The organism is Desulfatitalea alkaliphila, assembly GCF_022968795.1.
GTDB lineage: Bacteria > Desulfobacterota > Desulfobacteria > Desulfobacterales > Desulfosarcinaceae > Desulfatitalea > Desulfatitalea alkaliphila.
In genome coordinates this window covers 246,032-266,957 of the sequence record NZ_JALJRB010000003.1, presented here as the reverse complement: position 1 = coordinate 266,957, position 20,926 = coordinate 246,032, and the positions used below count along the sequence as shown (strand labels likewise).

Annotated in this window: 16 protein-coding genes; 10 read left to right on the top strand and 6 right to left on the bottom strand. The window is 62.6% G+C overall.

What is annotated here, in order from left to right:
• Positions 1 to 206 precede the first annotated feature (206 nt).
• Positions 207 to 2,528 carry a nucleotidyl cyclase domain-containing protein gene (locus MRX98_RS04780; RefSeq protein WP_246903470.1) on the top strand — a complete coding sequence of 774 codons (2,322 nt, stop codon included), beginning with the start codon at positions 207 to 209 and terminating at the stop codon, positions 2,526 to 2,528.
• Positions 2,529 to 2,581: 53 nt separating this feature from the next.
• Here MRX98_RS04780 and MRX98_RS04775 read toward each other — a convergent pair whose 3' ends face one another.
• Positions 2,582 to 3,034 (bottom strand): universal stress protein, encoded by a 453-nt coding sequence (locus tag MRX98_RS04775; RefSeq protein WP_246903467.1) that lies wholly within the window; start codon positions 3,032 to 3,034, stop codon positions 2,582 to 2,584.
• Between the two features lie 229 nt (positions 3,035 to 3,263).
• Here MRX98_RS04775 and MRX98_RS04770 point away from each other — a divergent pair, with 229 nt between their 5' ends.
• Positions 3,264 to 4,133, top strand: a complete 870-nt coding sequence (locus MRX98_RS04770) for a radical SAM protein (protein ID WP_246903465.1) — start codon at positions 3,264 to 3,266, stop codon at positions 4,131 to 4,133.
• A gap of 186 nt (positions 4,134 to 4,319) precedes the next feature.
• On the top strand, positions 4,320 to 6,338 hold the full coding sequence (tkt, locus tag MRX98_RS04765) for a transketolase (protein WP_246903463.1): 2,019 nt from the start codon (positions 4,320 to 4,322) through the stop codon (positions 6,336 to 6,338).
• 91 nt (positions 6,339 to 6,429) lie between these two features.
• Here the strand turns inward: tkt and MRX98_RS04760 are convergent, their stop codons facing one another.
• Together MRX98_RS04760 and MRX98_RS04755 are read right to left on the bottom strand one after the other, a co-directional pair.
• Entirely contained in the window at positions 6,430 to 7,032 is a 603-nt protein-coding gene (locus MRX98_RS04760; RefSeq protein ID WP_246903461.1) for a DUF3786 domain-containing protein, read from the bottom strand.
• A gap of 114 nt (positions 7,033 to 7,146) precedes the next feature.
• Positions 7,147 to 7,683: a hypothetical protein gene (locus tag MRX98_RS04755; RefSeq protein ID WP_246903458.1), complete on the bottom strand. Its 537-nt coding sequence runs from the start codon at positions 7,681 to 7,683 to the stop codon at positions 7,147 to 7,149.
• 286 nt (positions 7,684 to 7,969) lie between these two features.
• Between MRX98_RS04755 and MRX98_RS04750 the strand changes: the two genes are divergently transcribed.
• The 7 genes from MRX98_RS04750 (at position 7,970) to tsaA (ending at position 16,926) form a co-directional block, all read left to right on the top strand.
• Entirely contained in the window at positions 7,970 to 9,199 is a 1,230-nt protein-coding gene (locus MRX98_RS04750) for a molybdopterin molybdotransferase MoeA (RefSeq protein WP_246903455.1), read from the top strand.
• A 201-nt stretch (positions 9,200 to 9,400) separates the two neighbouring features.
• Positions 9,401 to 11,329 carry a molybdopterin biosynthesis protein gene (locus MRX98_RS04745; protein ID WP_246903453.1) on the top strand — a complete coding sequence of 643 codons (1,929 nt, stop codon included), beginning with the start codon at positions 9,401 to 9,403 and terminating at the stop codon, positions 11,327 to 11,329.
• Between the two features lie 263 nt (positions 11,330 to 11,592).
• A complete protein-coding gene (locus MRX98_RS04740) occupies positions 11,593 to 12,027 on the top strand; it encodes an archease (RefSeq protein ID WP_246903451.1) in 435 nt (144 codons plus the stop codon).
• A gap of 36 nt (positions 12,028 to 12,063) precedes the next feature.
• On the top strand, positions 12,064 to 13,497 hold the full coding sequence (locus MRX98_RS04735) for an RtcB family protein (protein WP_246903449.1): 1,434 nt from the start codon (positions 12,064 to 12,066) through the stop codon (positions 13,495 to 13,497).
• Positions 13,498 to 13,689: 192 nt separating this feature from the next.
• The gene (locus MRX98_RS04730; protein ID WP_246903448.1) at positions 13,690 to 15,045 is read left to right on the top strand and encodes a phosphomannomutase/phosphoglucomutase; all 1,356 of its coding nucleotides are present in this window, start codon (positions 13,690 to 13,692) and stop codon (positions 15,043 to 15,045) included.
• Between the two features lie 112 nt (positions 15,046 to 15,157).
• Positions 15,158 to 16,357 carry an MFS transporter gene (locus tag MRX98_RS04725; protein ID WP_246903447.1) on the top strand — a complete coding sequence of 400 codons (1,200 nt, stop codon included), beginning with the start codon at positions 15,158 to 15,160 and terminating at the stop codon, positions 16,355 to 16,357.
• 65 nt (positions 16,358 to 16,422) lie between these two features.
• Positions 16,423 to 16,926 carry a tRNA (N6-threonylcarbamoyladenosine(37)-N6)-methyltransferase TrmO gene (gene tsaA / locus MRX98_RS04720; RefSeq protein ID WP_246903446.1) on the top strand — a complete coding sequence of 168 codons (504 nt, stop codon included), beginning with the start codon at positions 16,423 to 16,425 and terminating at the stop codon, positions 16,924 to 16,926.
• Here tsaA and MRX98_RS04715 read toward each other — a convergent pair.
• From MRX98_RS04715 to MRX98_RS04705, 3 genes are all read right to left on the bottom strand, one after another.
• Positions 16,910 to 18,508, bottom strand: a complete 1,599-nt coding sequence (locus tag MRX98_RS04715) for a PAS domain-containing sensor histidine kinase (RefSeq protein WP_246903445.1) — start codon at positions 18,506 to 18,508, stop codon at positions 16,910 to 16,912. The two genes, tsaA and MRX98_RS04715, sit on opposite strands and share 17 nt — an antisense overlap.
• A 123-nt stretch (positions 18,509 to 18,631) precedes the next feature.
• Positions 18,632 to 19,552 carry an EF-P lysine aminoacylase EpmA gene (gene epmA / locus MRX98_RS04710; protein ID WP_246903444.1) on the bottom strand — a complete coding sequence of 307 codons (921 nt, stop codon included), beginning with the start codon at positions 19,550 to 19,552 and terminating at the stop codon, positions 18,632 to 18,634.
• 22 nt (positions 19,553 to 19,574) lie between these two features.
• Positions 19,575 to 20,903 (bottom strand): histone deacetylase family protein, encoded by a 1,329-nt coding sequence (locus MRX98_RS04705; RefSeq protein WP_246903443.1) that lies wholly within the window; start codon positions 20,901 to 20,903, stop codon positions 19,575 to 19,577.
• Positions 20,904 to 20,926 lie beyond the last annotated feature (23 nt).

The following is a 20,926-nucleotide window of genomic DNA, read 5'->3' as shown; positions in this document are numbered from 1 at the left end:
CTTGATTGTCGATGCCGATCCCGATTTCGATTTCGATTGGGATTGGGATCGGTTTGTGCAGTCTATTGACAGCGCGGTGTTTTCCGTCCGAATCGTTTAGCAAACCAAGGTCGGATGGACAGAAACGGGGCTGTATGCTATTTTTCGATCATACGCGAAGGGCAATATGCAATACCGTGGACCAATATAGGAGTGTGACCCCATCGATGTTCGGCCGATTCGCTCAGCAACATACGCCGCCACCCCTCGACGACTTTCCTCTGAAAAGTTATACGGTCGCATTCTCCCTGGACCGCCTGATGCCGGGGGTGGACAATATCCGCCACGATGTGCTGATCAGCCCAATCTTCACCAATGCCACCCGTAAAATCGCGGCTCAACTGGTGGCGCGCCATGCCGGCATCGAAAAGCGAGGTCCAGAGTCGCCCCAAAGCAATTGGATCAAGGAGGTCGACGGATACAAACAACTGTTCCGGGAAGTGATGGGCGATGCGCTCAACAAGGCCAAAGCGCGGCGCGATCCCCAGATCGAATGCCTGGCACAGGCGGCGGTGGTCAAGATGCTGCTGGGGGAGATCCGTTTTCAGTTCGATCACCTTGTGGGGATGCTTAAAAAGTCCTCCCGCCAATCCGATCTGGTCACCCATAACGACTGGTCCGAATCCCCCAAGCAGAAGCACAGGCTGCAGTTGCTGCTCCAGGATCGCGAGATCATCATTCAGCGGGTCGGATTGGAAATTTGCGGATTCTGGGCCGAGGTGGAACGAAATGCCTTGCAGACCATGCGCGAGGCCATCTTCGGCCGGCGCGCCCCCTTTTTTGCCGATGTGATCGGCACCGCCATCCTGCATGCCTTGAACCCCGACAACGACTTCTTCACCCTGGCGGAGTACGATCTGGCCCTGGGGCGCCGCATCGAGGATCCCGATCGTTACGAGACGCTGCTTTTTTTCATTCGCCACCTGTTCTCCCAGCTCGACCGGCAGGGGCGGGCAGATGACGGCCCTGTGGTCGAACAGCGCGCGGCCAATACCCCTGCAGACCCTTCCGGGCCGGAGATCGAACGCCAAAAGGCCTACATGCGCCGGATCGATGGCTGGTTGTGCCATCTGGGCAACGTGGATTTGCTGCTCAACCGGGAGCGGACCCGGTCCGAATACCAGGCATTGAGAAAGCAGAAGGCGTCGGCCGAAGCCATCGACCGTGCCAAGCGGATGATGCAGCGCCAGCAACAAGCGCTGGCTTTTTTCTACGGCGCCTTTCGGAGCAAGGGGCTGATCAATCGAATTGCCGCTTCTTACGAGATGCAGCCGGAGTATCTGACCTACTGCCCGCCGCTGTCTCCTCAGCAGGTCATCCAGTACCTGATTTCACCCCGCGCCCGGCGTCAAGTCAAAAGTCGGCTCAAACGCATGGTCAATATCTACGGACGCACCTTCCCGCTGGCGCCGCTGGACAGAAAACTCAAGTCCATGGAGTATATCACCACCGCCAAACGCAAAAGGCACTTGGTGCGTTTTTTGAACGCCTTTACCCGTTATCACCGGGACGCCAGCAATTGCGACATCATCAAGGAGGCGATGGAGCGGGTTCACATCGCCGCCGATGAAAAGGTGGTCACCCTTTCGCGGGAGAACAACACCCTCTATGAGTTTTTGCTTCCCCATGAGCAGGCGGCCACCAAGGCGCCGATCATCAATCACGTGGTGATCAAGGCCGATGTACGCGGCTCAACCGATATCACTTCCCACATGAACGAGCGGGGCTTGAACCCGGCCTCCCATTTCGCCCTGAATTTTTTCGATCCCATCTCCGAGATTCTCTCGGAATACGATGCGACCAAGGTGTTCATCGAAGGGGATGCGGTCATCCTCTCCATCTTCGAGCGCGAAAACGCCCCCAGCGACTGGTACGCGGTGGCCCGCGCCTGTGGTATCGCCATCAATATGCTGATCATCATCCAGCGATACAACGAAAAAAACCGCAAAAACCAACTGCCCGTCCTGGAGCTGGGGGTGGGTATCAGCTATCTGGACAAGACCCCCACCTTTCTGTTCGACGGAAGCCACCGTATCATGATTTCGCCGGCCATCAACCAAGCCGATCGCCTCTCGAGTTGCTCCAAGATGGGGCGGCGGATGTTCACCGACAAGAAGAGCCCCTTCCGCCTGCGGGTGTTCCAGACCTTGTCCGATGAGGAGATGGCGGCCACCACCGACGACCTGTTCGTGCGCTACAACGTCAACGGTATTGAATTGAGTGCGGCCGGATTTGAAAAGTTGGGCCGGGAGATCGACTTGAAGCTGTTGCCGGCGGGCTTCGGCGAAATGCCGGATCACAAATCCAGCCTCTATGCGGGCAAATTTCCCACCAAAAGCGGGCGCTATCAGCGCCTGATCGTTCGTGAATCGCAGATCCCCGTCGTGGACCCGGCCACCATGCAAATCGTGCGGATCACCTCGCGCAAATACTATGAGGTCTGTACCCATCCCGGACTGTACAAATGGGTGCGCCAGGCGGCGACCTGACGCGAAGGGCTCGCCCGCGCGAGCCCTTGTCGGCAACGTTGGGCCGGGTCCGGTCAGTCGGCCGAGAAGGGGTTGATCACCAGCACCGGCACCCCCGCTGTTTTGATGACCCGATCGGCCACGGAACCGAACAGCACCCGGTCGAGACCCTTGCGGCCATGGGTGCCCATGATCACCATGTTGATCCGGTGCTCCTGAATGTAGCTGAGGATGGCGTCGGGCGGATCGCCCAGCACCACCTCCCGTTGGGTGCGCGGCAATCCACTGAAATGTTTTTCCACGAACTCGTCCATCTTTCGTCGGGCACCCTCCACCAACTCGGTTTCGAAAACCGTGATCGATGGCGGGGCGACGTAAATATCGGTGAAATACTGAAAAATACGCACAACGAAAAGAACGTGCACCTCGGCGTCGAATTTTTCGGCCATGGTGGCCACATAGGGGGTCAACTTTTCAGAATTTTCTGTCAGGTCCACAGGGAAAAGAATGCGTTCAATGGGTTTCATCTTCTTTCTCCTTTCGTTGTGGGTGCCGGGTTGCGCGCGACGAGAGGCCGTGCCGCCCCGGGCAAAATGCCATGTGCGTACAAATGCGCCGGCGGTCTTGCAAGGATCGACGCAACTCCATTATATCGCTCCTGACGCAGAGTGAAAGGAAAAAGGCGATCAACTTGCGGCGGACGTCGCCATGCGCTACATTGCAGCCAAAAAAACGACAGGGAGGTTCGACGCACGCATGCATTACGAAGGCACCATCATCCGCCCGCCCAGCGAGGCCAATTCCATTCTGTTGCAAGTGACCGTGGGGTGCTCGCGCAACAAGTGCACCTTCTGCGGCACTTACCGGGGCGAACGGTTCAAAATCAAGAAAGACGACATCATCATGCAGGACATCGCCTTTGCGGCCCGCTACTGCCGGCGGCAAAGGCGTCTCTTTTTATGCGACGGTGATGCGCTGATCATTCCCCAGAAACGACTGCTGGCCATCTTGCAGGCCATTGGCGAACAGTTGCCGTGGGTGACGCGGGTGGGCGCCTACGGCAACGCCAAGAGCATCGATATGAAGAGCGCCGAGGAGTTGGCGCAGCTGCGGGCCAACGGTCTGGGCATCCTCTATATGGGGCTGGAAAGCGGCGACGACACCACCCTCAAGGCCATCAACAAGGGCGCCACGGCCGAGCAGATGATCGCCATGGGCCGCAAAGCCAAGGCCGCCGGTATCAAGTTGTCCGTGACGGTGATTCTGGGCATCGCCGGCCGCGAGCGCTCCCGGGAGCACGCCGAGGCCACCGGCAAGGTGCTGTCGGCCATGGATCCGGACTACGTGGGCGCCCTGAGTCTGATGCTGGTGCCCAACACGCCGCTTTACGAGGACTATCGTGCCGGACGGTTCCCGTTGATCGGACCCGAGGAGATGCTGGCCGAACTGCGCACCCTGTTCGCCCACACCCACCTTTCCAAGGGGCTGTTCCACGCCAACCACGCTTCCAACTACCTGCCCATCCGGGCGCGCCTGCCCAAGGATCGGGAAGCGGTGCTGGGCCTCATCGACCAGGCGCTGGCCGGCAAGGTGCGGTTGCGGTCCGAGTGGCAGAGGGGGTTGTAACGGCCGGTCGCGCTATCATGGCGGTTTGTAGGCCCTCCATGGAACAAGGACGGTTGCCGGGATTCGCTCCGCCCCTTGCATCCGAGGACGATCCATTGTATCAAGCTGCCCGTTCGATGTGATCCGGTGGCGGGTCGGCCCATGGGCCGCCCATGACCCCAATTCGATTCAAGGAGAAGGAACACCATGGCCCCTCGTACACCCGACTCGGAAGCCAATATCGACCAGTGTTGCGTCAATGTCATTCGCACCTTGTCCATGGACGCCGTCCAGAAAGCCAATTCCGGCCATCCCGGCGCGCCCATGGGCTTGGCGCCGGCCGGCTACGTGCTCTGGACCCGTGTCATGAAGCACAATCCGCGCAATCCCGACTGGCCCGATCGGGACCGTTTCGTACTGTCCGGCGGCCATGCCTCCATGTTGCTGTACAGCCTGCTCTACCTGACCGGCTACGATCTTTCCCTGGACGATATCAAACAGTTCCGCCAGTGGGGCAGCCGGACCCCCGGTCATCCGGAATATGCCCACACCCCCGGTGTGGAAACCACCACCGGTCCGTTGGGGCAAGGCTTCGCCAACGCCGTGGGCATGGCCATGGCCGAACGTCACATGGCCGCGCGCTTCAACCAGCCCGATCATCCCGTCGTCGACCACTACACCTATGTGATGTGCGGTGACGGCGATTTGATGGAAGGCGTGGCCGCGGAAGCCGCCTCCCTGGCCGGCCACCTGGGGTTGGGGCGCCTGATCTGCATCTACGACGACAACGACATCTCCATCGAGGGCAGCACCGACATCGCCTTCACCGAGGATGTGGCGCAACGCTTCAGCGCTTACAACTGGCACGTGCTGACCGTGAGCGACGGCAACGACCTGGCGGCTATCGAGGAGGCCCTGCAGGCGGCCCGTGCCGAGACCGAACGGCCCTCCATGATCGTGCTGCGCACCCAGATTGCCTACGGCAGTCCCAACAAGCAAGGTTCGGCCGACGCCCACGGCGCACCCCTGGGTGTGGAGGAGGTTTGCCTGGCCAAGGATTTTCTGGGGTGCGATAAGGACCAGCACTTTTGCGTGCCCGCGGATGCCCTGGCCCATTGCCGCCAAACCGCCGAGCGCGGCCAGGCGGCCGAGGAACAGTGGCGCACATTGCACGCCGCCTATGCCAAGGCCCATCCCGAATTGGCCGACCAATGGGTCAATGCGGTCACCCACTTTTTGCCCCGCGATTGGGAAAAAGACCTGGTCGCCTTCGCTCCCTCCGACGGCGCCGTCGCCACCCGGGCCGCATCGGGCAAGGCGCTCAACGCCCTGGCCGAACGCATTCCGACATTGATGGGCGGCTCGGCCGACCTGGCGCCTTCCAACAACACCTTTCTCAAGGGCTTGCCGGAGTTCCAGAAGGGCAGTTACCACGGGCGCAACATTCGCTTCGGCGTGCGCGAACATGCCATGGGCGCCATTATGTCCGGCCTGTTCCTGCACGGCGGTATCCGGCCCTACGGCGGCACTTTTCTAGTGTTCGCCGACTATGTGCGGCCCGCCATCCGCGTAGCGGCCCTGATGGGGTTGCCTCTGATCTACGTCTTCACCCACGATTCCGTCGCCGTGGGCGAAGACGGCCCGACGCACCAGCCCGTGGAACATCTGGCCTCCCTGCGGGCCATTCCCAACCTGACCGTGCTGCGCCCCTGTGACGCCAACGAAACCGTGGATGCCTGGATTCAGGCCATCCGCAGCACCAACAGCCCCGTGGTGGTGGCCCTCAGCCGCCAGAACCTGCCCGTGCTGGAGCGTTCACAGACCAATGGGCAGTTGGTCCGCGGCGGCTATGTGCTCTCCGATTGTCAGGGGGCACCGGACATCCTGCTCATCGCCACCGGCGCCGAAGTGCACCTGGCGCTGGCGGCCCAGACGGAGCTGGCGCAAAAGAAGATCGCCGCCCGGGTGATCAACATGCCCAGTTGGGAGTTGTTCGAGAAAAACAGCGACACCTACAAAAACGAGGTGCTGCCGCCCGCCGTGACCGCCCGGCTGGCCATCGAGGCCGGCATCGAGATGGGCTGGCAGCGTTACGTGGGCGTTGCCGGCAAGGTGATCGGCATCAACACCTTCGGTGCCTCGGCGCCCGGTGCCACGGTGCTGGAAAAATACGGTTTCACCGTCGCGAATGTGGTGGCGCAGGCGGAGCAGCTGCTCAACGGATAGGTTCCGGTATGCGGTTGCAAGTGAAATTGTGCGACCCGCTTGGATGATGACAAGCCGGGGTGGCCGAAGGTTTCGAGCCGCCCCGGCTTTTCTATTGCAGCAGGTCCAGGATCGCCTGGGTGGTGTATTCGCCCACGTCGGCCAGGGCGTCCGTGGGCAGAAAGCGGTCGGCGTTGTTGGCGTAGAGGCAGGTCACGCCGGCCGGAAATTCCTCATCCGGCAAGTAGCAGACGTAACAGAGGGCGATTTTGGGCAACGGCCGGACGACGAAAGCGATGTCGCCGCCCACCTGGGCGGGCGCATCGCCGCCGTCCAGACGACGGTAGACGGCATCGCGCCGGTCCACCAGGCGGGGCACGGCAGGGACCAGGGGCTGCTGGGTGCGATTGACGAAGGCGCCGGCATAGGGCGCGCTGTCGGGCATCTCCTTGAAGGAGCGCCACGGTTCGGTACGGCAGGGATCGGCGACGGCGTGCAGTCCGTAAAGGGAGATGATGATGCCGCGCGGCCCCGATTCCAATGTGCCGTCCAAAAAGATGCCTTCCGCCGCCATACGGCACTCCGCCCCGAAGGCGCTGAAAACAAGGGCGTCCTTGTCCCGGCGGGCCGGCAGCGCCGCCGCCCGTTCGTCCAAATCGCCGGCGAAGAACCGCGCCAGATTGTTTTGTACGATTGTCGCGTAATTGCCTGCCATGCTTCGCATGCTCCTCTTCATCGCAAATTGACGCAGTGATGATGCCGGGCATCGATTAAACGGCTCCATTGCGCATCCGGGCGCCTCGGATGCGCAATTGCGGTAGCGTGCGTCCTATTCGCCCGTCGTTTCGCCGATGCGCTGTGCTGCCTCGCGCCCGCCGTTGGTTTGCAAGGCGGCCCGCAACGATGCCAGGACCGCTTTGACCACCGCGGTCTTGGGTTTGGGGGATAGCAGCTGAACCTCCAAAGTCTTGATGTCCAGCACCATCTCCTCCAGGGTGGTGTAGCCCGGTTTCAGCGCGGCCACCGTGGCGCGGACCTGGTCCAGTAAAGCCGCCACCGTTTCACGGTCCGCGGTGTCCAACACCGGGCCCTTGCCCAGCACCGCGCCGCCCGCCGCCGGTGCAGCGCCGCCCGCTGCCCGGGCCGCTTCCAGGCCTTCGGCGGTGATGCCGATGCCGCCGGATAACGTCCTGACCTCGGCCCAGCCCTTGCCGATCAGCTCTTCGGCCACCTTGCCCGCGTGCTGTTTGTCCATGCCGATGACACCGCCCACTGCGTGCATGGAAGCTTGGGCCCCCGGGTCGCCGCCCGTGGCGCGGTGCAGTTCAAGTAAGAAGGTCGTCAGTTCTTCATCTTCAATGGTCATATGGATCTTCCTGTTGTGTTTGTTGAGTTGATTGAGTTTGTTGAGTTTGTTGGGTTTGCTGAGTTTGTTGGGTTGAGCGGGGTTTTGTGCGTAACCGCATTCGGTTATGTGTCTTGATTGGTCATGGGTGGCGCTGATTGTCAATGGATTATTGTCGTCCCTCCCTTGAAGGATGCTGCGAATTCCAATACATATGAGGCCGCCTTCGCGTGTTTGGGATGGAGACCTTATGAATCAATGATCGGGGCGCTGCGGTTGGCACCCTGATGGTGGAGATGGATTGTTGATGGAACACTTTTTTGAAGTGACGGATATTCCTTCGGTGATGGCGCTGCGGGAGAGATTTGCGCCGGTGGCAACCGAGATGGTGGATCTGGAGGATGCCCTGCTGCGGGTGTTGGCCGAGGATTTCAGGGCCCCCGGCGACATTCCCGGTTTCGACCGCTCGACCATGGATGGCTATGCCGTGCGGGCCGACGGCACCTACGGTGCCGGTGAAGGCAGCCCGGCCTATCTCAATGTGGTCGGTTCGGTGGCCATGGGGCAAGTGCCGGATCACCGGGTGGGGCCGGGTGAAGCCTCCCGCATTGCCACCGGCGGCATGCTCCCCGAGGGGGCCGACAGTGTGATGATGGTGGAGCATGTGGGGGTGTTGGACGAGGGCACCATTGAAGTGTACCGCAGCGTGGCGCCGGGCCAGCACGTGGTGGCGCGGAACGAGGATGCCGCCGCAGGCCAAGTACTGCTGTCGGCGGGTCGTCGCTTGCGGCCCCAGGAGATCGGCCTGCTGGCCGCTTGCGGGGTGGGATCGGTGCGGGTGCATGCCATGCCGCGGGTGGGCATCATTTCCAGCGGCGACGAGGTGGTGCCGGTGGATCGGGAACCTCTGCCGGGACAGGTACGCGATGTGAACAGCCTCACCCTGGCCGGGATGGTGCGCCAAGCCGGGGGGCGGCCGCAACGCTACGGCATTGTGCCGGATCAGTACGACCGATTGTTGGACACCTGTCGCCGGGCATTGGCGGAAACCGACATGGTGCTGGTCTCGGGCGGCAGTTCGGTGGGCACCCGCGATTTGACCGTGCAGGTATTGGCGGCACTGCCCCGCTCGGCCATTCTGGTGCACGGCGTGTCCATCAGCCCGGGTAAGCCGACCATTTTGGCCCAATGCGGCGAAAAAGCGTTCTGGGGTTTGCCGGGCCACGTGACTTCGGCCATGGTGGTGTTTACTGTCCTGGTGCGTCCGTTCTTAGCGCGCATCGGCGGTTGTCGGAGCGACGACGATGTGCGGGTCAGGGCGCGACTGACGCGCAACGTGGCATCGGCCCAGGGGCGGGTCGATTTCGTGCGGGTGCGGCTCGTGCGGCGCGATGACACGCTTTGGGCCGAACCGGTGCTGGGCGCCTCGGGCCTGATCCGCACCATGGTGGCCGCCGACGGCCTGGTGGCGGTGGACCTCAACGATGAGGGCCTGGAAAAAGGCGCCGAGGTGGATGTGTTGATGATGCTTTCGTGAACCGCTGCGTAACTGCCCGCTGGTATCGAACCAGCCGGTGGTGGTTGCAAACAGGAGTGGGCGGCCGTTGAGACAGGAGGATGGTCGAAGGGTAGAGTGGTATAACAGAAGAAAGATAGAACAATAGAACGGTAGGCCTAAATTTTCCGGGCGCCGATGGCTAATGTTTCAACGTCCCTTGCGATGTGTAAGGAGTTTGATGTGTCCCCCAAACGCAATATATATCTGCAAATGAAGTCTTTGGCGGAAGCGCGGCGGATCGTGCTGGATGCCTTCGGCGACAACCCTTTGGGCACCGAAACGGTGGCCACGGCCGATGCGGTGGGGCGGGTATTGGCCGCGCCGGTGACCGCCAGGTTTTCCTCCCCCGGCTATCACGCCGCCGCCATGGACGGGATCGCCGTCAATGCCAAGCACACCTTCGGCGCCCATCCGGACCGGCCCAAACAGCTGGCCGTCGGCAGGGAGGCCTTCCCGGTCAACACCGGCCACCTGCTGCCGCCCGGCACCGATGCGGTGATCATGATCGAACACGTCCAGACCGTCGACGCCGAACACATACAGATCGAGGCGCCCGCCTATCCCTGGCAGCATGTGCGCAAAATGGGCGAAGACATCGTGGCCACGGAAATGCTTTTCGCCCGCCTGCAACCGATCACCCCCTATTGTGTCGGGGCGCTGCTGGCCGCCGGGCTTTTCGAGGTGCCGGTGCTGGCCCGCCCGCGGGTGGCGGTGATTCCCACCGGCGCCGAGCTGGTGGACTGGCAGCGACTGGGGCCGACGGAGGCGCCGGCGCCGGGGTGCATCATCGAATCCAACAGCTATCTGTTGGGGGCCCTTGTTCAGGCTGCCGGCGGCACTTTTCAACGCCACGATCCAGTGGGCGACGATGTGCAGCGAATCGGCGATGCCGTGGCCGTGGCCGTGGCCGAAGGCGCCCATATGGTGCTGCTGGTGGGCGGATCGTCGGCCGGCTCCGAAGATTTTGCCCGCGCCACCCTGGAAGCCCGTGGCGAAATCCTGGTCCACGGGGTGACCATGATGCCCGGCAAGCCCACCATCGCCGCCTCCCTGGCGGGCACGCCGGTGTTCGGCATGCCCGGCTACCCGGTTTCCACCATCATGGCCTTCGAGCAGTTGGTGCAGCCGCTGATGACGCGCATGCTGGGCCAGTTGCCCGAGCAGCGGCCCACCATGCAGGTGGTGCCCACCCGCAAAATGGCCTCCAAGCTGGGGGTCGAGGAGTTCGTGCGCGTCAAGATCGGGCAGGTGGGCGAGCGGCGCGTGGCCACGGCCCTGCCGCGGGGCGCCGGTCAGATCACCAGCATCACCGAGGCCGACGGCATCATCCGCATTCCTGCCAATTCAGAGGGGGTGGGCCCCGATGGCGCAGTGACCGCCGAACTGCTCAAGCCGGCGGCGGCCATCAGCAACACCATCGTGGTGGTGGGCAGCCACGACAACACCCTCGACCTGCTGGCCGACGAGTTGCGCGCCCAAAGCGCCCATTTGAGCCTTTCGTCCAGCCACGTGGGCAGCATGGGCGGATTGATGGCCGTCAAGCGGGGCGTGTGCCACATGGCCGGCACCCACCTGCTGGACGAGGCCACCGGCAGCTACAACCTGAGCTATATTCAGCGCTATTTACCCGATGTGCCGGTGCGCTTGGTCCACCTGGTGATGCGCGACCAGGGGTTGATCGTGCCGGCCGGCAATCCCAAGGGGATCAAGGGCATCGAGGACCTGGCCCGCGAGGAGGTGCGGTTCATCAACCGCCAGGGCGGTTCGGGGACCCGTATCCTGCTCGATTACCGCCTGAAGCAACTCGACATGGACCCCGCGACCATCGCCGGTTACGCCACCGAGGAGTTTACGCACATGGCCGTGGCGGCCGCGGTCCTCAGCGGCGCCGCCGATGTGGGGCTGGGTATTCATGCCGCGGCCCGGGCCCTGGGATTGGATTTCATTCCGGTGGTCACCGAGCAGTACGATCTGTTGGTCACCCAAGCCCATTTCGATACCCCGGCCGTACAGTCCCTACTGGCGGTGATCAACAGCTCGCGGTTCAAGCAACGGGTCGCTTCCCTGGGCGGGTATCACACCGAACGTACCGGCGAGCTTTTGTTGTGATCGATGCGTTTGGGGCGCTTTACTTGGCGCTTGATATTCATGTGGCATGGATAGTTTTAAGTTTTACGTGTTAAGTTTTAAGTTAATGAATTCTATGAATTTTATTTTGTCATGGGTATTGGGAGAGGGGTTTTCCACCGTAAAAGCGGCATCGCCCGGTGCTCGCACGGAGGCGGGTGGGCCGGGGGGCGAGTGATGCAATGGGGGCAGACGCTTAGGGTTCACGCATTAATGATTTCCCAAATGGATGGGAGAGCAGGGCCATGGCGTTCGAAGAGCGACCGTTCTACCGTTTGACCGATCACACCGCCGACTTGGGCATGGAGATCTTCGGTGACAATCCCACCGACCTCTTTGCCAATGCCGCCCGGGCCTTGTTCGCGGAGTTGTTGCCGGGCCTCGGCAGCGTGCCCCGGCGCCATGTGCACCACATCGAAGTGGAGGGCGCCGATCCGGCCGATTTGATGGTCAACTGGTTGCGGGAGCTACTTTATCTGTTCAACGGTGAGGGCCAAGTGCTCTGTCGCCTGGAGATTCGCGAATTGACGGAGACCGAGTTGCGGGCCGAAGTCGAGACCGGTGATTTTTTGCCGGAGCGACACAGCGTGGTCCAGGAGATCAAGGCGGTCACTTATCACCGGATTCAGGTGGCGCCGGAGGGCGACGGGTGGCGGGCGTTGGTGGTTTTCGATGTGTGAGCACCCGATCGGTCCGCGGGCGGAAGAGGGGGGCTTATGAAGATTCAGAGGATCGACGATCATCGCTGGCGGATCGAACGGTCCGGGCAGATGCGGGTGCCCGGCATCGTATATGCCACGGCCGCGATGCTGGACCAGTTGCAGCAGGAGGAAGCGCTGCAGCAGGTGGCCAACGTGGCGACCCTGCCGGGTATCGTGGAAGCGTCCCTGGCCATGCCCGACATCCACTGGGGATACGGTTTTCCCATCGGCGGGGTGGCGGCCTTTGACTGGCAAAACGGCGTGGTCTCGCCCGGCGGGGTGGGCTACGACATCAATTGCGGCGTGCGACTGGCGACCACCGGCCTGGTGTACGACGACATCCGCGACCGAGGCCGGGAGCTGGTGGAGGCGCTCTTCCGGCATGTGCCCTCGGGGGTGGGTTCCACGGGATCGGTCAAACTCGGACCCAAGGAAGAGAAGAAGGTGCTGGCCCGGGGCAGCCGCTGGGCCGTGCAGCAGGGGTTCGGCACAGATGACGACCTGCGGCACACCGAGGATGGCGGCTGCCTGCCGGGGGCCGACCCGGAGTTGATCAGTGCGCGGGCGCTGGAGCGGGGCAGCAGGCAACTGGGCACCCTGGGCAGCGGCAACCATTTCCTGGAGGTGGGGCTGGTGGAAGAGATCTACCAGCCCGCGGCGGCCGATGCTTTCGGTCTGCACGAAGGACAGGTGACCGTGCTGCTGCACAGCGGCTCACGGGGTTTGGGCTACCAGGTGTGCGACGACTTTCTGGCCGTGATGCGCAAACATGTCCAGACCCTGGGCATCCAACTGCCCGACCGGCAGTTGGCCTGTGCCTACATCCAGTCGGAAGCGGGGCAGCGCTATCTGGCGGCCATGGCCTGCGCGGCCAATTACGCCTACGCCAACCGGCAGATCCTGCTGCACCGCAGCCGGGAGGTGTTCGAGCAAACCCTGCGCATCAGCCCGCGGGCCCTGGACATGCGCCTGGTGTACGATGTGTGCCACAACATCGCCAAAAAGGAGCAGCACTTGGTGCAAGGCCGGCAGCAGTGGCTGTGCGTGCATCGCAAGGGGGCCACGCGGGCCTTCGGCCCCGGTCAACCCGCCGTCCCCGAGGATTACCGCGAGGTGGGACAGCCGATTTTGATCCCCGGCGACATGGGCACGGCCTCCTATGTGTTGGTGGGCACCCAGCGGGCCATGGAAGAGACGTTCGGTTCCACCTGCCACGGCGCCGGCCGCGTGCTCAGCCGCAAGGCGGCCCTCAAGCGCGCCAAGGGGCGCGCCATCCACCGCGAGTTGGAGGACAAGGGGGTGCTGGTGCGCTGGACCGGCCGGGGCACCCTGGCCGAGGAGATGCCCGAAGCTTACAAAGATGTCTCCATGGTGGTGGAGGTGGTCCATGCCGCCGGCATCGCCCGCAAGGTGGCCCGCCTGCGGCCGTTGCTGGTGGTCAAAGGGTGAAAGCGGAGGTGTTGCCCCCCTCGGAGGTATCTGGTAAATGGGCAGTGGCTGGATCCGTCGTGGCTGGATCCGCAGCGGCTGGACCAAGATATCGCCAACCGTCCGGCAACGGATCACCATAACGCTTTCCGCCGGCTTTGCGAGGGTTGCTGAAAGCCTTGTGCAACACCCATGTACATAAAAGGAGAGAGGATGCTCAATCCGGAAATCTTCCGCCAATACGATATTCGCGGCATTGCCGGCCAGGATATGACCGAGGAGGATGTGGTGCTGCTGGGGCAGGGCATCGGGACCTTCCTGAAGCAACAGGGCAAGCGGTATGTGGCCGTGGGCCGTGATTGCCGTCGAACCGCCGACGCGTACACCCGCCGCTTGGTGGAAGGCCTGCGCGTCACCGGTTGCCGGGTGGTGGACATCGGTATGTGCCCGACACCGGTGCTCTATTTCGCCATTCGGCATTTGAAGACCGAAGGCGGCGTGATGGTGACCGCCAGCCACAACCCACCCGAGTACAACGGTTTCAAAATCTGCAGCGGTGTGGATTCGGTGTTCGGCGATCAGATTCAGCAGATCCGGCGCATCATCGACGATCAGGCCTTTACCGAAGGCACGGCCGAGGTCGGGCGACATGCCATCCTGCCCGACTACATCGCCTATATACTGGACAATATTCAGTTGGTGCGCCCGCTGCGCGTGGGCCTGGACGCCGGCAACGGCACCGCCGGCCTGACCGCCGTGCCCATCCTGCAGGCCCTCGGCTGCGAACTGTACGGGCTTTACACGGACCCGGACGGTGACTTTCCCAACCACGAGGCCGATCCCACCGTGCCGGCCAACATGGCCGACCTGGTGGCCCTGGTGCGTGACAAGGGGCTGGACGTGGGCTTCGGTTTCGACGGCGACGCTGATCGCATCGGGGTGGTGGACGCCGACGGTCGCCTGGTCTACGGCGACGAATTGATGATTCTGTTCAGCCGTGAAATCCTCTCCCGCAAGCCGGGCGCCACCTTCATTTCGGAAGTGAAGTGCTCCCAGGTGATGTACGACGATATCGCCCTTCACGGCGGCAACGCCATCATGTGGAAGACCGGTCACTCCATGATCAAGCAGAAGATGAAAGAGGTCCGTGCCGAACTGGCCGGGGAGATGAGCGGCCACATCTTCTTCGCCGATCGCTACTTCGGCTACGACGACGCCGTCTATGCCGCCTGCCGCCTGCTGGAGATCCTGGCCGCCACCGGCCGAACCGTGGGCCGACTGCTGGCCGATGTGCCCGAAACCCACAACACCCCCGAAATCCGGATCGACTGTCCGGATGCGATCAAGTTCGATGTGGTGAACCGGGTGACCGAACATTTCCGACGCCGCGAGAAGGTGATCGACATCGACGGTGTGCGGGTGCTGTTCGACGGCGGGTGGGGCCTCGTGCGCGCCTCCAACACGCAGCCGGCGCTGGTGCTGCGTTTCGAAGCGCTGCGTCCCGAGCGGCTCGCCGAGATCCGCGACACCGTGGAAACGGTGTTGGCCGACATAAAGCAATCCTTTTGACACGGGTGCGCGGCACGCATACCCGAATCCCTAACGACCGCGGCCTCGATGGCCGGCTTCCCGATTGCGACGGGATGCCGGGCAGAGGGGGCGAAACCATGGCGCGCCCCTTATGAACCGAAAAGTATTCGTCACCCTCTTTTTCTCCATGTTCGCCACCATCACCGGCGTGGGGATCGTCGTTCCCCTGCTGCCGGTGTATGCTCACAATCTGGGCGCCACAGGCATTTACATCGGCCTGATCTTCGGCGCCTTTTCCATCTCACGCACCTTTTTTCTACCCTATTTCGGTCGGATGTCCGACCGCAAGGGGCGCCGTCCTTTCATCGTGATCGGACTGATTGCGTACACCCTGGCCTCCGTGGCCTTCATGTTCTCCACCAGCGTCAACCACCTGATCGTCGTGCGTTTCCTGCAAGGCATCGCCTCGGCCATGATCATGCCCGTGGTGCAGGCCTATGTGGGTGATATCACTCCGCCGGGCCGCGAAGGCACCATCATGGGGGTGTTCAACATGTCCATGTTCCTGGGCCTGAGCGCGGGTCCGATGGCCGGCGGATTGATCAATGACTACTGGAGCCTGCAGGCCACCTTCGGCTGCATGGGGGTGCTCTCCCTGGTGGGTTTGGTGCTCGCTGTCTGGCTGCTGCCCCCCACCCATGAAGAGATGGTGCTGCGCCGCCCGCGGCCGCCCCTGCTGTGGCGCGTACTGCTGACCGATCGGGCCATCGGCGGGCTGTTCGCCTTTCGTTTCGCCTACACCGCCGGCATCGGGGTGATTTGGAGCTTTTTACCCGTGCTGGCCGATGTGGAGTTGCAGCTCAGCAGTGCGCGCACCGGCTTTTTAGTGATGCTGGGCGTATTCATTTCCGGCCTGGTCCATCTGCCCATGGGCAAGCTGGCGGATCATTTCAATCGCCGGGTCATGGTGATCACCGGTGGAGTGTTGGTCGTTGCGGCCATGATGGCCTATCAGCGGGCCTTCAGTTTCCACTACCTGGTCCTGGTCAGCTCGCTGTTCGGCCTGGGAGGCGGCATCGCCATGCCGGCCCTGATGGCCATGGCGGTGAGCAAGGGGCAGTCCACTGCTTCGATGGGGTCGGTGATCGCCTTGTTGACCATGGCCCACAGCCTGGGCATGCTGGTCGGCGCATTGGGGGCGGGGGTGATGATGGATTGGTTCGATCTGCGGGTGGCATTTTTTCTGGGCGCCCTGCTGATGTTGCTCGGGGTCGTGGTTTTCGCGCTCTGCACCCGCGGAGGGGATGGAACGGACCCCGCGGAGCAACGCTATCTCGATCCGGTGGTTTGATCCGGCACCGCTGTTTTTTTTTCCGATTTCAATGCCCCCCACGAACAAAGGGGAAGGAGGCGTTCATGCAAACTATCACCCTGCAACCCATCGGCGTGATTCACACGCCCTTCGACACCCTGGAAGGCATGCCCATCCAACCCGCCGGCGCCGCCGAGGTGAAGGGGCGGGTGGAGGTGGAGGAGACCTATGCCGAAGGCCTCGCGGATGTCGACGGATTTTCCCACCTGATTTTGATCTACTTGTTCCACCACAGCCGGGGTTACCATTTGACGGTCACGCCCTTTCTGGACGACCGGCCCCGCGGCTTGTTCGCCACCCGCGCCCCCCGGCGTCCCAATCCCATCGGCCTGTCGGTGGTGGCCCTTGAAAGCCGGCAAGGCAATGTGCTGCACGTGCGCGGCATCGATGTGCTCAACGGCACGCCCTTGCTGGACATAAAGCCCTTTGTGCCGGCCTTCGATGCACCGACGGCAAGCGCCGTGGGCTGGTTGACCGGCAAGGCCGGCCACAGCGAGCGCGTCAAGGCGGACAGCCGTTTCCGGGAGGACACTACTCAGGTGAAGTAGGCGGATGCATGCAGGGCAGGCAGATCCTGAAGACGGCCCCCGTGCCCGGCGCCCCGTCCACCTGAATGTTGCCGCCCATCTTGTCGACGATTTGCTTGACCAGGGAGAGGCCCAGCCCCGTACCGCCTTCGCCGGCTTTGGTCGTGAAATAGGGTTCGAAGATGTGTCGGCGGGTTTCCGGATCGATGCCTTCCCCCGTATCGCTGATGGTCAGGCGGGCATAGGGTCGGCCTGCGGAAATCACGCACTCCGGCGCGCCGGCCGGTTCGTCCAGGGGATCACCGGTTTCCAGCGTCAGCGACAATGTGCCGCCCCGCGGCATGGCCTGGGCGGCATTGGCGCAAAGATTCATGATGATCTGATGGATGCGCACCGGATCGCCCAGCAAGGGGGGTACATCGGGATCGAGGTGGTGGCGCAGTTCGATCGATCTGGGAATGGCGGCCTGCACCAGGATCAGCGCTTCTTCCACCAATTTGGATATCCGGATCGGTTGCAGGGGCGCCTGCTCCTTTTTGGAGAAAGAGAGCACCTGGCGGCACAAGGCGCCGGCGCGTTCGCAGGCCTGGAGGATATTGGTCATGAAGCGTTGGATGCGGTCGTGTTCGGGAGCGGCCCTTTGCGCCAGTTCGGCGAATCCGGTGATGCCCGCAACGATGTTGTTGAAATCATGGGCGATGCCGCTGGCCAGGGTGCCGATGGCCTCCATCTTTTGGGATTGGAAAAGCTGCTGCTCGAGCTCCGTTTCGCGCTGGATGTTCTTCTTCTGACAGGAGAGGTGGGTCACCCGTCCCTTGGGATTGTACACGGGCGCGATACGGGTGACCGTGGTCACCATGGTGCCGTCCTGGCGTTGATTGGGACTGCGATGTTCGCCGGCCTCGGAGGGGGTGACGCTGAAACGCATGCGGCGGAAGATCAGCCGATCCTGTTCGTTGAAAAAGGGGTGTTCGAAGGTGGCGCCGATCATTGTCTCCCGATCATAGCCGCTCAAGTGTTCAAAGGCCGCGTTCACATAGACGATGTTGCCGTGGGCATCGGTCAGGACGATACCGTCCAGGGATTGGGCCACAACGGCCTCGAGATAGCGGCGTTCACGCTCCGCCGCCTTGGCTGCGGTGATGTCCACCAGGGAGATGATCGCTTGGAGGCTGGCGGCCATCCACCCGATGTGGGCCAGCACTTCCCGTATGTTGCCGCTCCTGTCCACCACTTGGCACCCGAAAGGCTGGGGTGCAGCGATTTCACCGGATTTGAGCAATTCGTGGTAGACCAACGCCATTTCGCGATAGGGTGCGGTGATGAACTGGGCGAAGGAGAGGTCCGGGCGGCACAAATCGGCCGCGGTAAAGCCGAACTGGGTTTCGACCATGGTGTTGATCATGGAGATGGTGCCGTCGGCTTCGACGATCAGGCCGGCCGTGCCTGTATGTTCGAACAGCATGGCACACTGCGGGTCGCTGCGGATATCCGTTTCGCATGTGGCGGATGGTGATGGGGCAGGGGGCTTGTCACCGGCGAGCTGTTCGGGAGCGTGTCGGGGGCGGTCTGCGGCGTTGCTGCGGTCCTTGTCCATGGCCATCCAGTGCCTTTGCTCATAACCTTTTGAGAATCCGGGGCTTCCGGCGATCTTACATCTTCTTATATCGGTTTTGGGGCCGCAAAGCTTGAATATTTATGCCGGTGCCGTTGCAGCGGCCCGTTATCACAGCTTTTCGGGCGTAAAGGCCACCACCTGGTCGATGGCATCGGCATCGCAGAAGAGCATCACGAGCCGGTCGAGTCCCATGGCATTGCCCGTCGCCGGGGGCATGTGTCGCAGATCCCGCAGAAAGGGTTCCGGCATGGGCAGTGTCGCCTTGCCGGCTCGCCGCCGTTCGGCGACGGCCGTCTCGAACCGTTGCCGCTGCTCCCGGGGATCGGTCAGCTCGCTGAAGGCGTTGCACAACTCCAATCCACCGATGTACAGTTCAAACCGTTCGGCCAGCTCGGGTTGACCCGCTTTGCGGCGTGCAAGGGCGCCCAACGCGGCCGGGTAGTCATACAGGATCACCGGTTGGGACCAGCCCAGCCGGGGTTCGATGGAGATGCCCATCAGCTCGTCGAACCGGTCCTCGGCCAAGGCCCGCTGCATATCCTCGCCCGCATGACGGCGAAACGCTTCGGCCACTGAAATTCGCGGCCAGGGCGGCGTCAAATCGATTTCACGGCCCTGGTAGATGAGCCGCGGGGGCAAGTTCAATGCGCGGGTGGCAAAAGTGATCAGATCCTCGCACTGGGTCATCATGTGGCGATAGTCCTGCCCGGCGGTGTACCATTCCAGCATGGTCAATTCCGGCAGATGGCGGCGGCCCCGTTCACCGGCCCGAAAACATTTGCAGATCTGAAAGATGCGCGGCCAACCGGCCGCCAACAGCCGTTTCATGCACAGCTCGGGCGATGCTTGCAAGAACCAGTCGCCGGCGGGCTGGGGATCAATATGGGGCTCCGGTGCCGGCGCGGGAATGCGCAGCGGCGTTTCCACCTCCAGGTAGTCTTGCAGCGCGAAGAAACGGCGCACGGCATCGATCACCTGCATCCGCCGGCGCAACCGCGCCTGACTGTCGACCAGTGGGCCGGGGGTCATGATCGGTGCCTGCTACGAGCGGTCAGGCCGCGGCCGGTTTGGGTTTGGTGAGGAACAGATCGGCCTGGTTGTCCTGCATGAAGATGTGATCGAACTGCTTGTGATCGGCGGCGTCATACCACTCGTAAGCCTGCGCTTTGCAGTCGGGGCACCCCTTGCGGGGCAGGTGGACGCCCAACATGGCCACGCGGCGGTCGGAAGTGGATTCGATGCGCAACGCCCCGGCGCAGGCATCGCAGACGCGGATGGTCTCCGCTTGCACCTCGTAGATCTGGTCCGTGTCGTAGAAGATGCGTCGCGACCTTTGATGGCAGTCCTCCCTCGCCCGCAACGCCTCGGCCACCATTTTGCGTTGGCGCCACGTCTTGAGCACCTTGGCACTGGTCTGTTCGATGGTGCGGGTGACGGCATCGGTCTGGCGGTACCGTTTGGGGTTGAAGTCTGGTTCGGTCAGGTGATCGTAGTCCAGACCGGCCATGGCCAGGATGATGCCCGTGTTGACATAGGGCAGGGCCCCCTCGATGGAGTAGCCCCCCTCCAGGACGGCGATGTCCGCCTTGAGCAGGCGGGTCAGCTCGGCGTAGCCCCGGGCGGAAAAGTTCATGTTGGTGATGGGGTCGGAATAATGGTTGTCCTGGCCGGCGGAATTGACGATCAGTTGCGGCTTGAAATCGTCCAGGATGGGCAGCACCACTTCCTTGATGGTGTACAGGAAGCCCTCGTCCGAAGTGTTGGGCGGCAACGGGATGTTGATGGTGGTGCCCACGGCGTTGGGGCCGCCCACTTCGCTGAGAAAACCGGAACCGGGATAGAGGGTGCGGCCGTCCTGGTGGATGGAGATGAACAGGGTGTCCGGATCGTGCCAGTAGATGTCCTGGGTGCCGTCGCCGTGGTGGCAGTCGGTGTCCACGATGGCCACCCGGTCGATGCCGTAGGCCCGGCGCAGGTACTCGATCATGATGGCTTCGATGTTCACGTTGCAGAAGCCGCGGCAGCCGTGCACCACCCGGTTGGCATGGTGTCCCGGCGGTCGCACCAGGGCGAAGCCGCGTTCCACCTTGCCGTCCATGACCGCCATGCCCACCGTCTTGGCGCCCCCGGCGCTGATGAAGTGGGACTCGGTCATCACCGCCCAGGGATCGGGCACGCAGAAATGGACCCGCTGCACATCCTTGATGGTCACCAGGTCCGGCTTGTATTCGAAGATGCCGTCGATATCCAGCAATCCCTCTTCGAACACCTGATCCTGGGTGTAAAGCAGCCGTTCCTCCCGCTCCGGATGGGTGGGACTGATTGCCCAATCGAAGGCCGGGAAGAAAACGAGGCCGGTTTTGTGTTTGGCGTGTAGCATAGATGGTTCCCCACTGGTTCCGA

Bases quoted from the DNA above. Each gene is read 5' to 3' on its own strand.
- MRX98_RS04780 (WP_246903470.1), top strand. From the start codon at position 207: ATGTTCGGCCGATTCGCTCAGCAACATACGCCGCCACCCCTCGACGAC.
- MRX98_RS04775 (WP_246903467.1), bottom strand. From the start codon at position 3,034: ATGAAACCCATTGAACGCATTCTTTTCCCTGTGGACCTGACAGAAAAT.
- MRX98_RS04770 (WP_246903465.1), top strand. From the start codon at position 3,264: ATGCATTACGAAGGCACCATCATCCGCCCGCCCAGCGAGGCCAATTCC.
- tkt (WP_246903463.1), top strand. From the start codon at position 4,320: ATGGCCCCTCGTACACCCGACTCGGAAGCCAATATCGACCAGTGTTGC.
- MRX98_RS04760 (WP_246903461.1), bottom strand. From the start codon at position 7,032: ATGGCAGGCAATTACGCGACAATCGTACAAAACAATCTGGCGCGGTTC.
- MRX98_RS04755 (WP_246903458.1), bottom strand. From the start codon at position 7,683: ATGACCATTGAAGATGAAGAACTGACGACCTTCTTACTTGAACTGCAC.
- MRX98_RS04750 (WP_246903455.1), top strand. From the start codon at position 7,970: ATGGAACACTTTTTTGAAGTGACGGATATTCCTTCGGTGATGGCGCTG.
- MRX98_RS04740 (WP_246903451.1), top strand. From the start codon at position 11,593: ATGGCGTTCGAAGAGCGACCGTTCTACCGTTTGACCGATCACACCGCC.
- MRX98_RS04735 (WP_246903449.1), top strand. From the start codon at position 12,064: ATGAAGATTCAGAGGATCGACGATCATCGCTGGCGGATCGAACGGTCC.
- MRX98_RS04730 (WP_246903448.1), top strand. From the start codon at position 13,690: ATGCTCAATCCGGAAATCTTCCGCCAATACGATATTCGCGGCATTGCC.
- MRX98_RS04725 (WP_246903447.1), top strand. From the start codon at position 15,158: ATGAACCGAAAAGTATTCGTCACCCTCTTTTTCTCCATGTTCGCCACC.
- tsaA (WP_246903446.1), top strand. From the start codon at position 16,423: ATGCAAACTATCACCCTGCAACCCATCGGCGTGATTCACACGCCCTTC.
- MRX98_RS04715 (WP_246903445.1), bottom strand. From the start codon at position 18,508: ATGGCCATGGACAAGGACCGCAGCAACGCCGCAGACCGCCCCCGACAC.
- epmA (WP_246903444.1), bottom strand. From the start codon at position 19,552: ATGACCCCCGGCCCACTGGTCGACAGTCAGGCGCGGTTGCGCCGGCGG.
- MRX98_RS04705 (WP_246903443.1), bottom strand. From the start codon at position 20,903: ATGCTACACGCCAAACACAAAACCGGCCTCGTTTTCTTCCCGGCCTTC.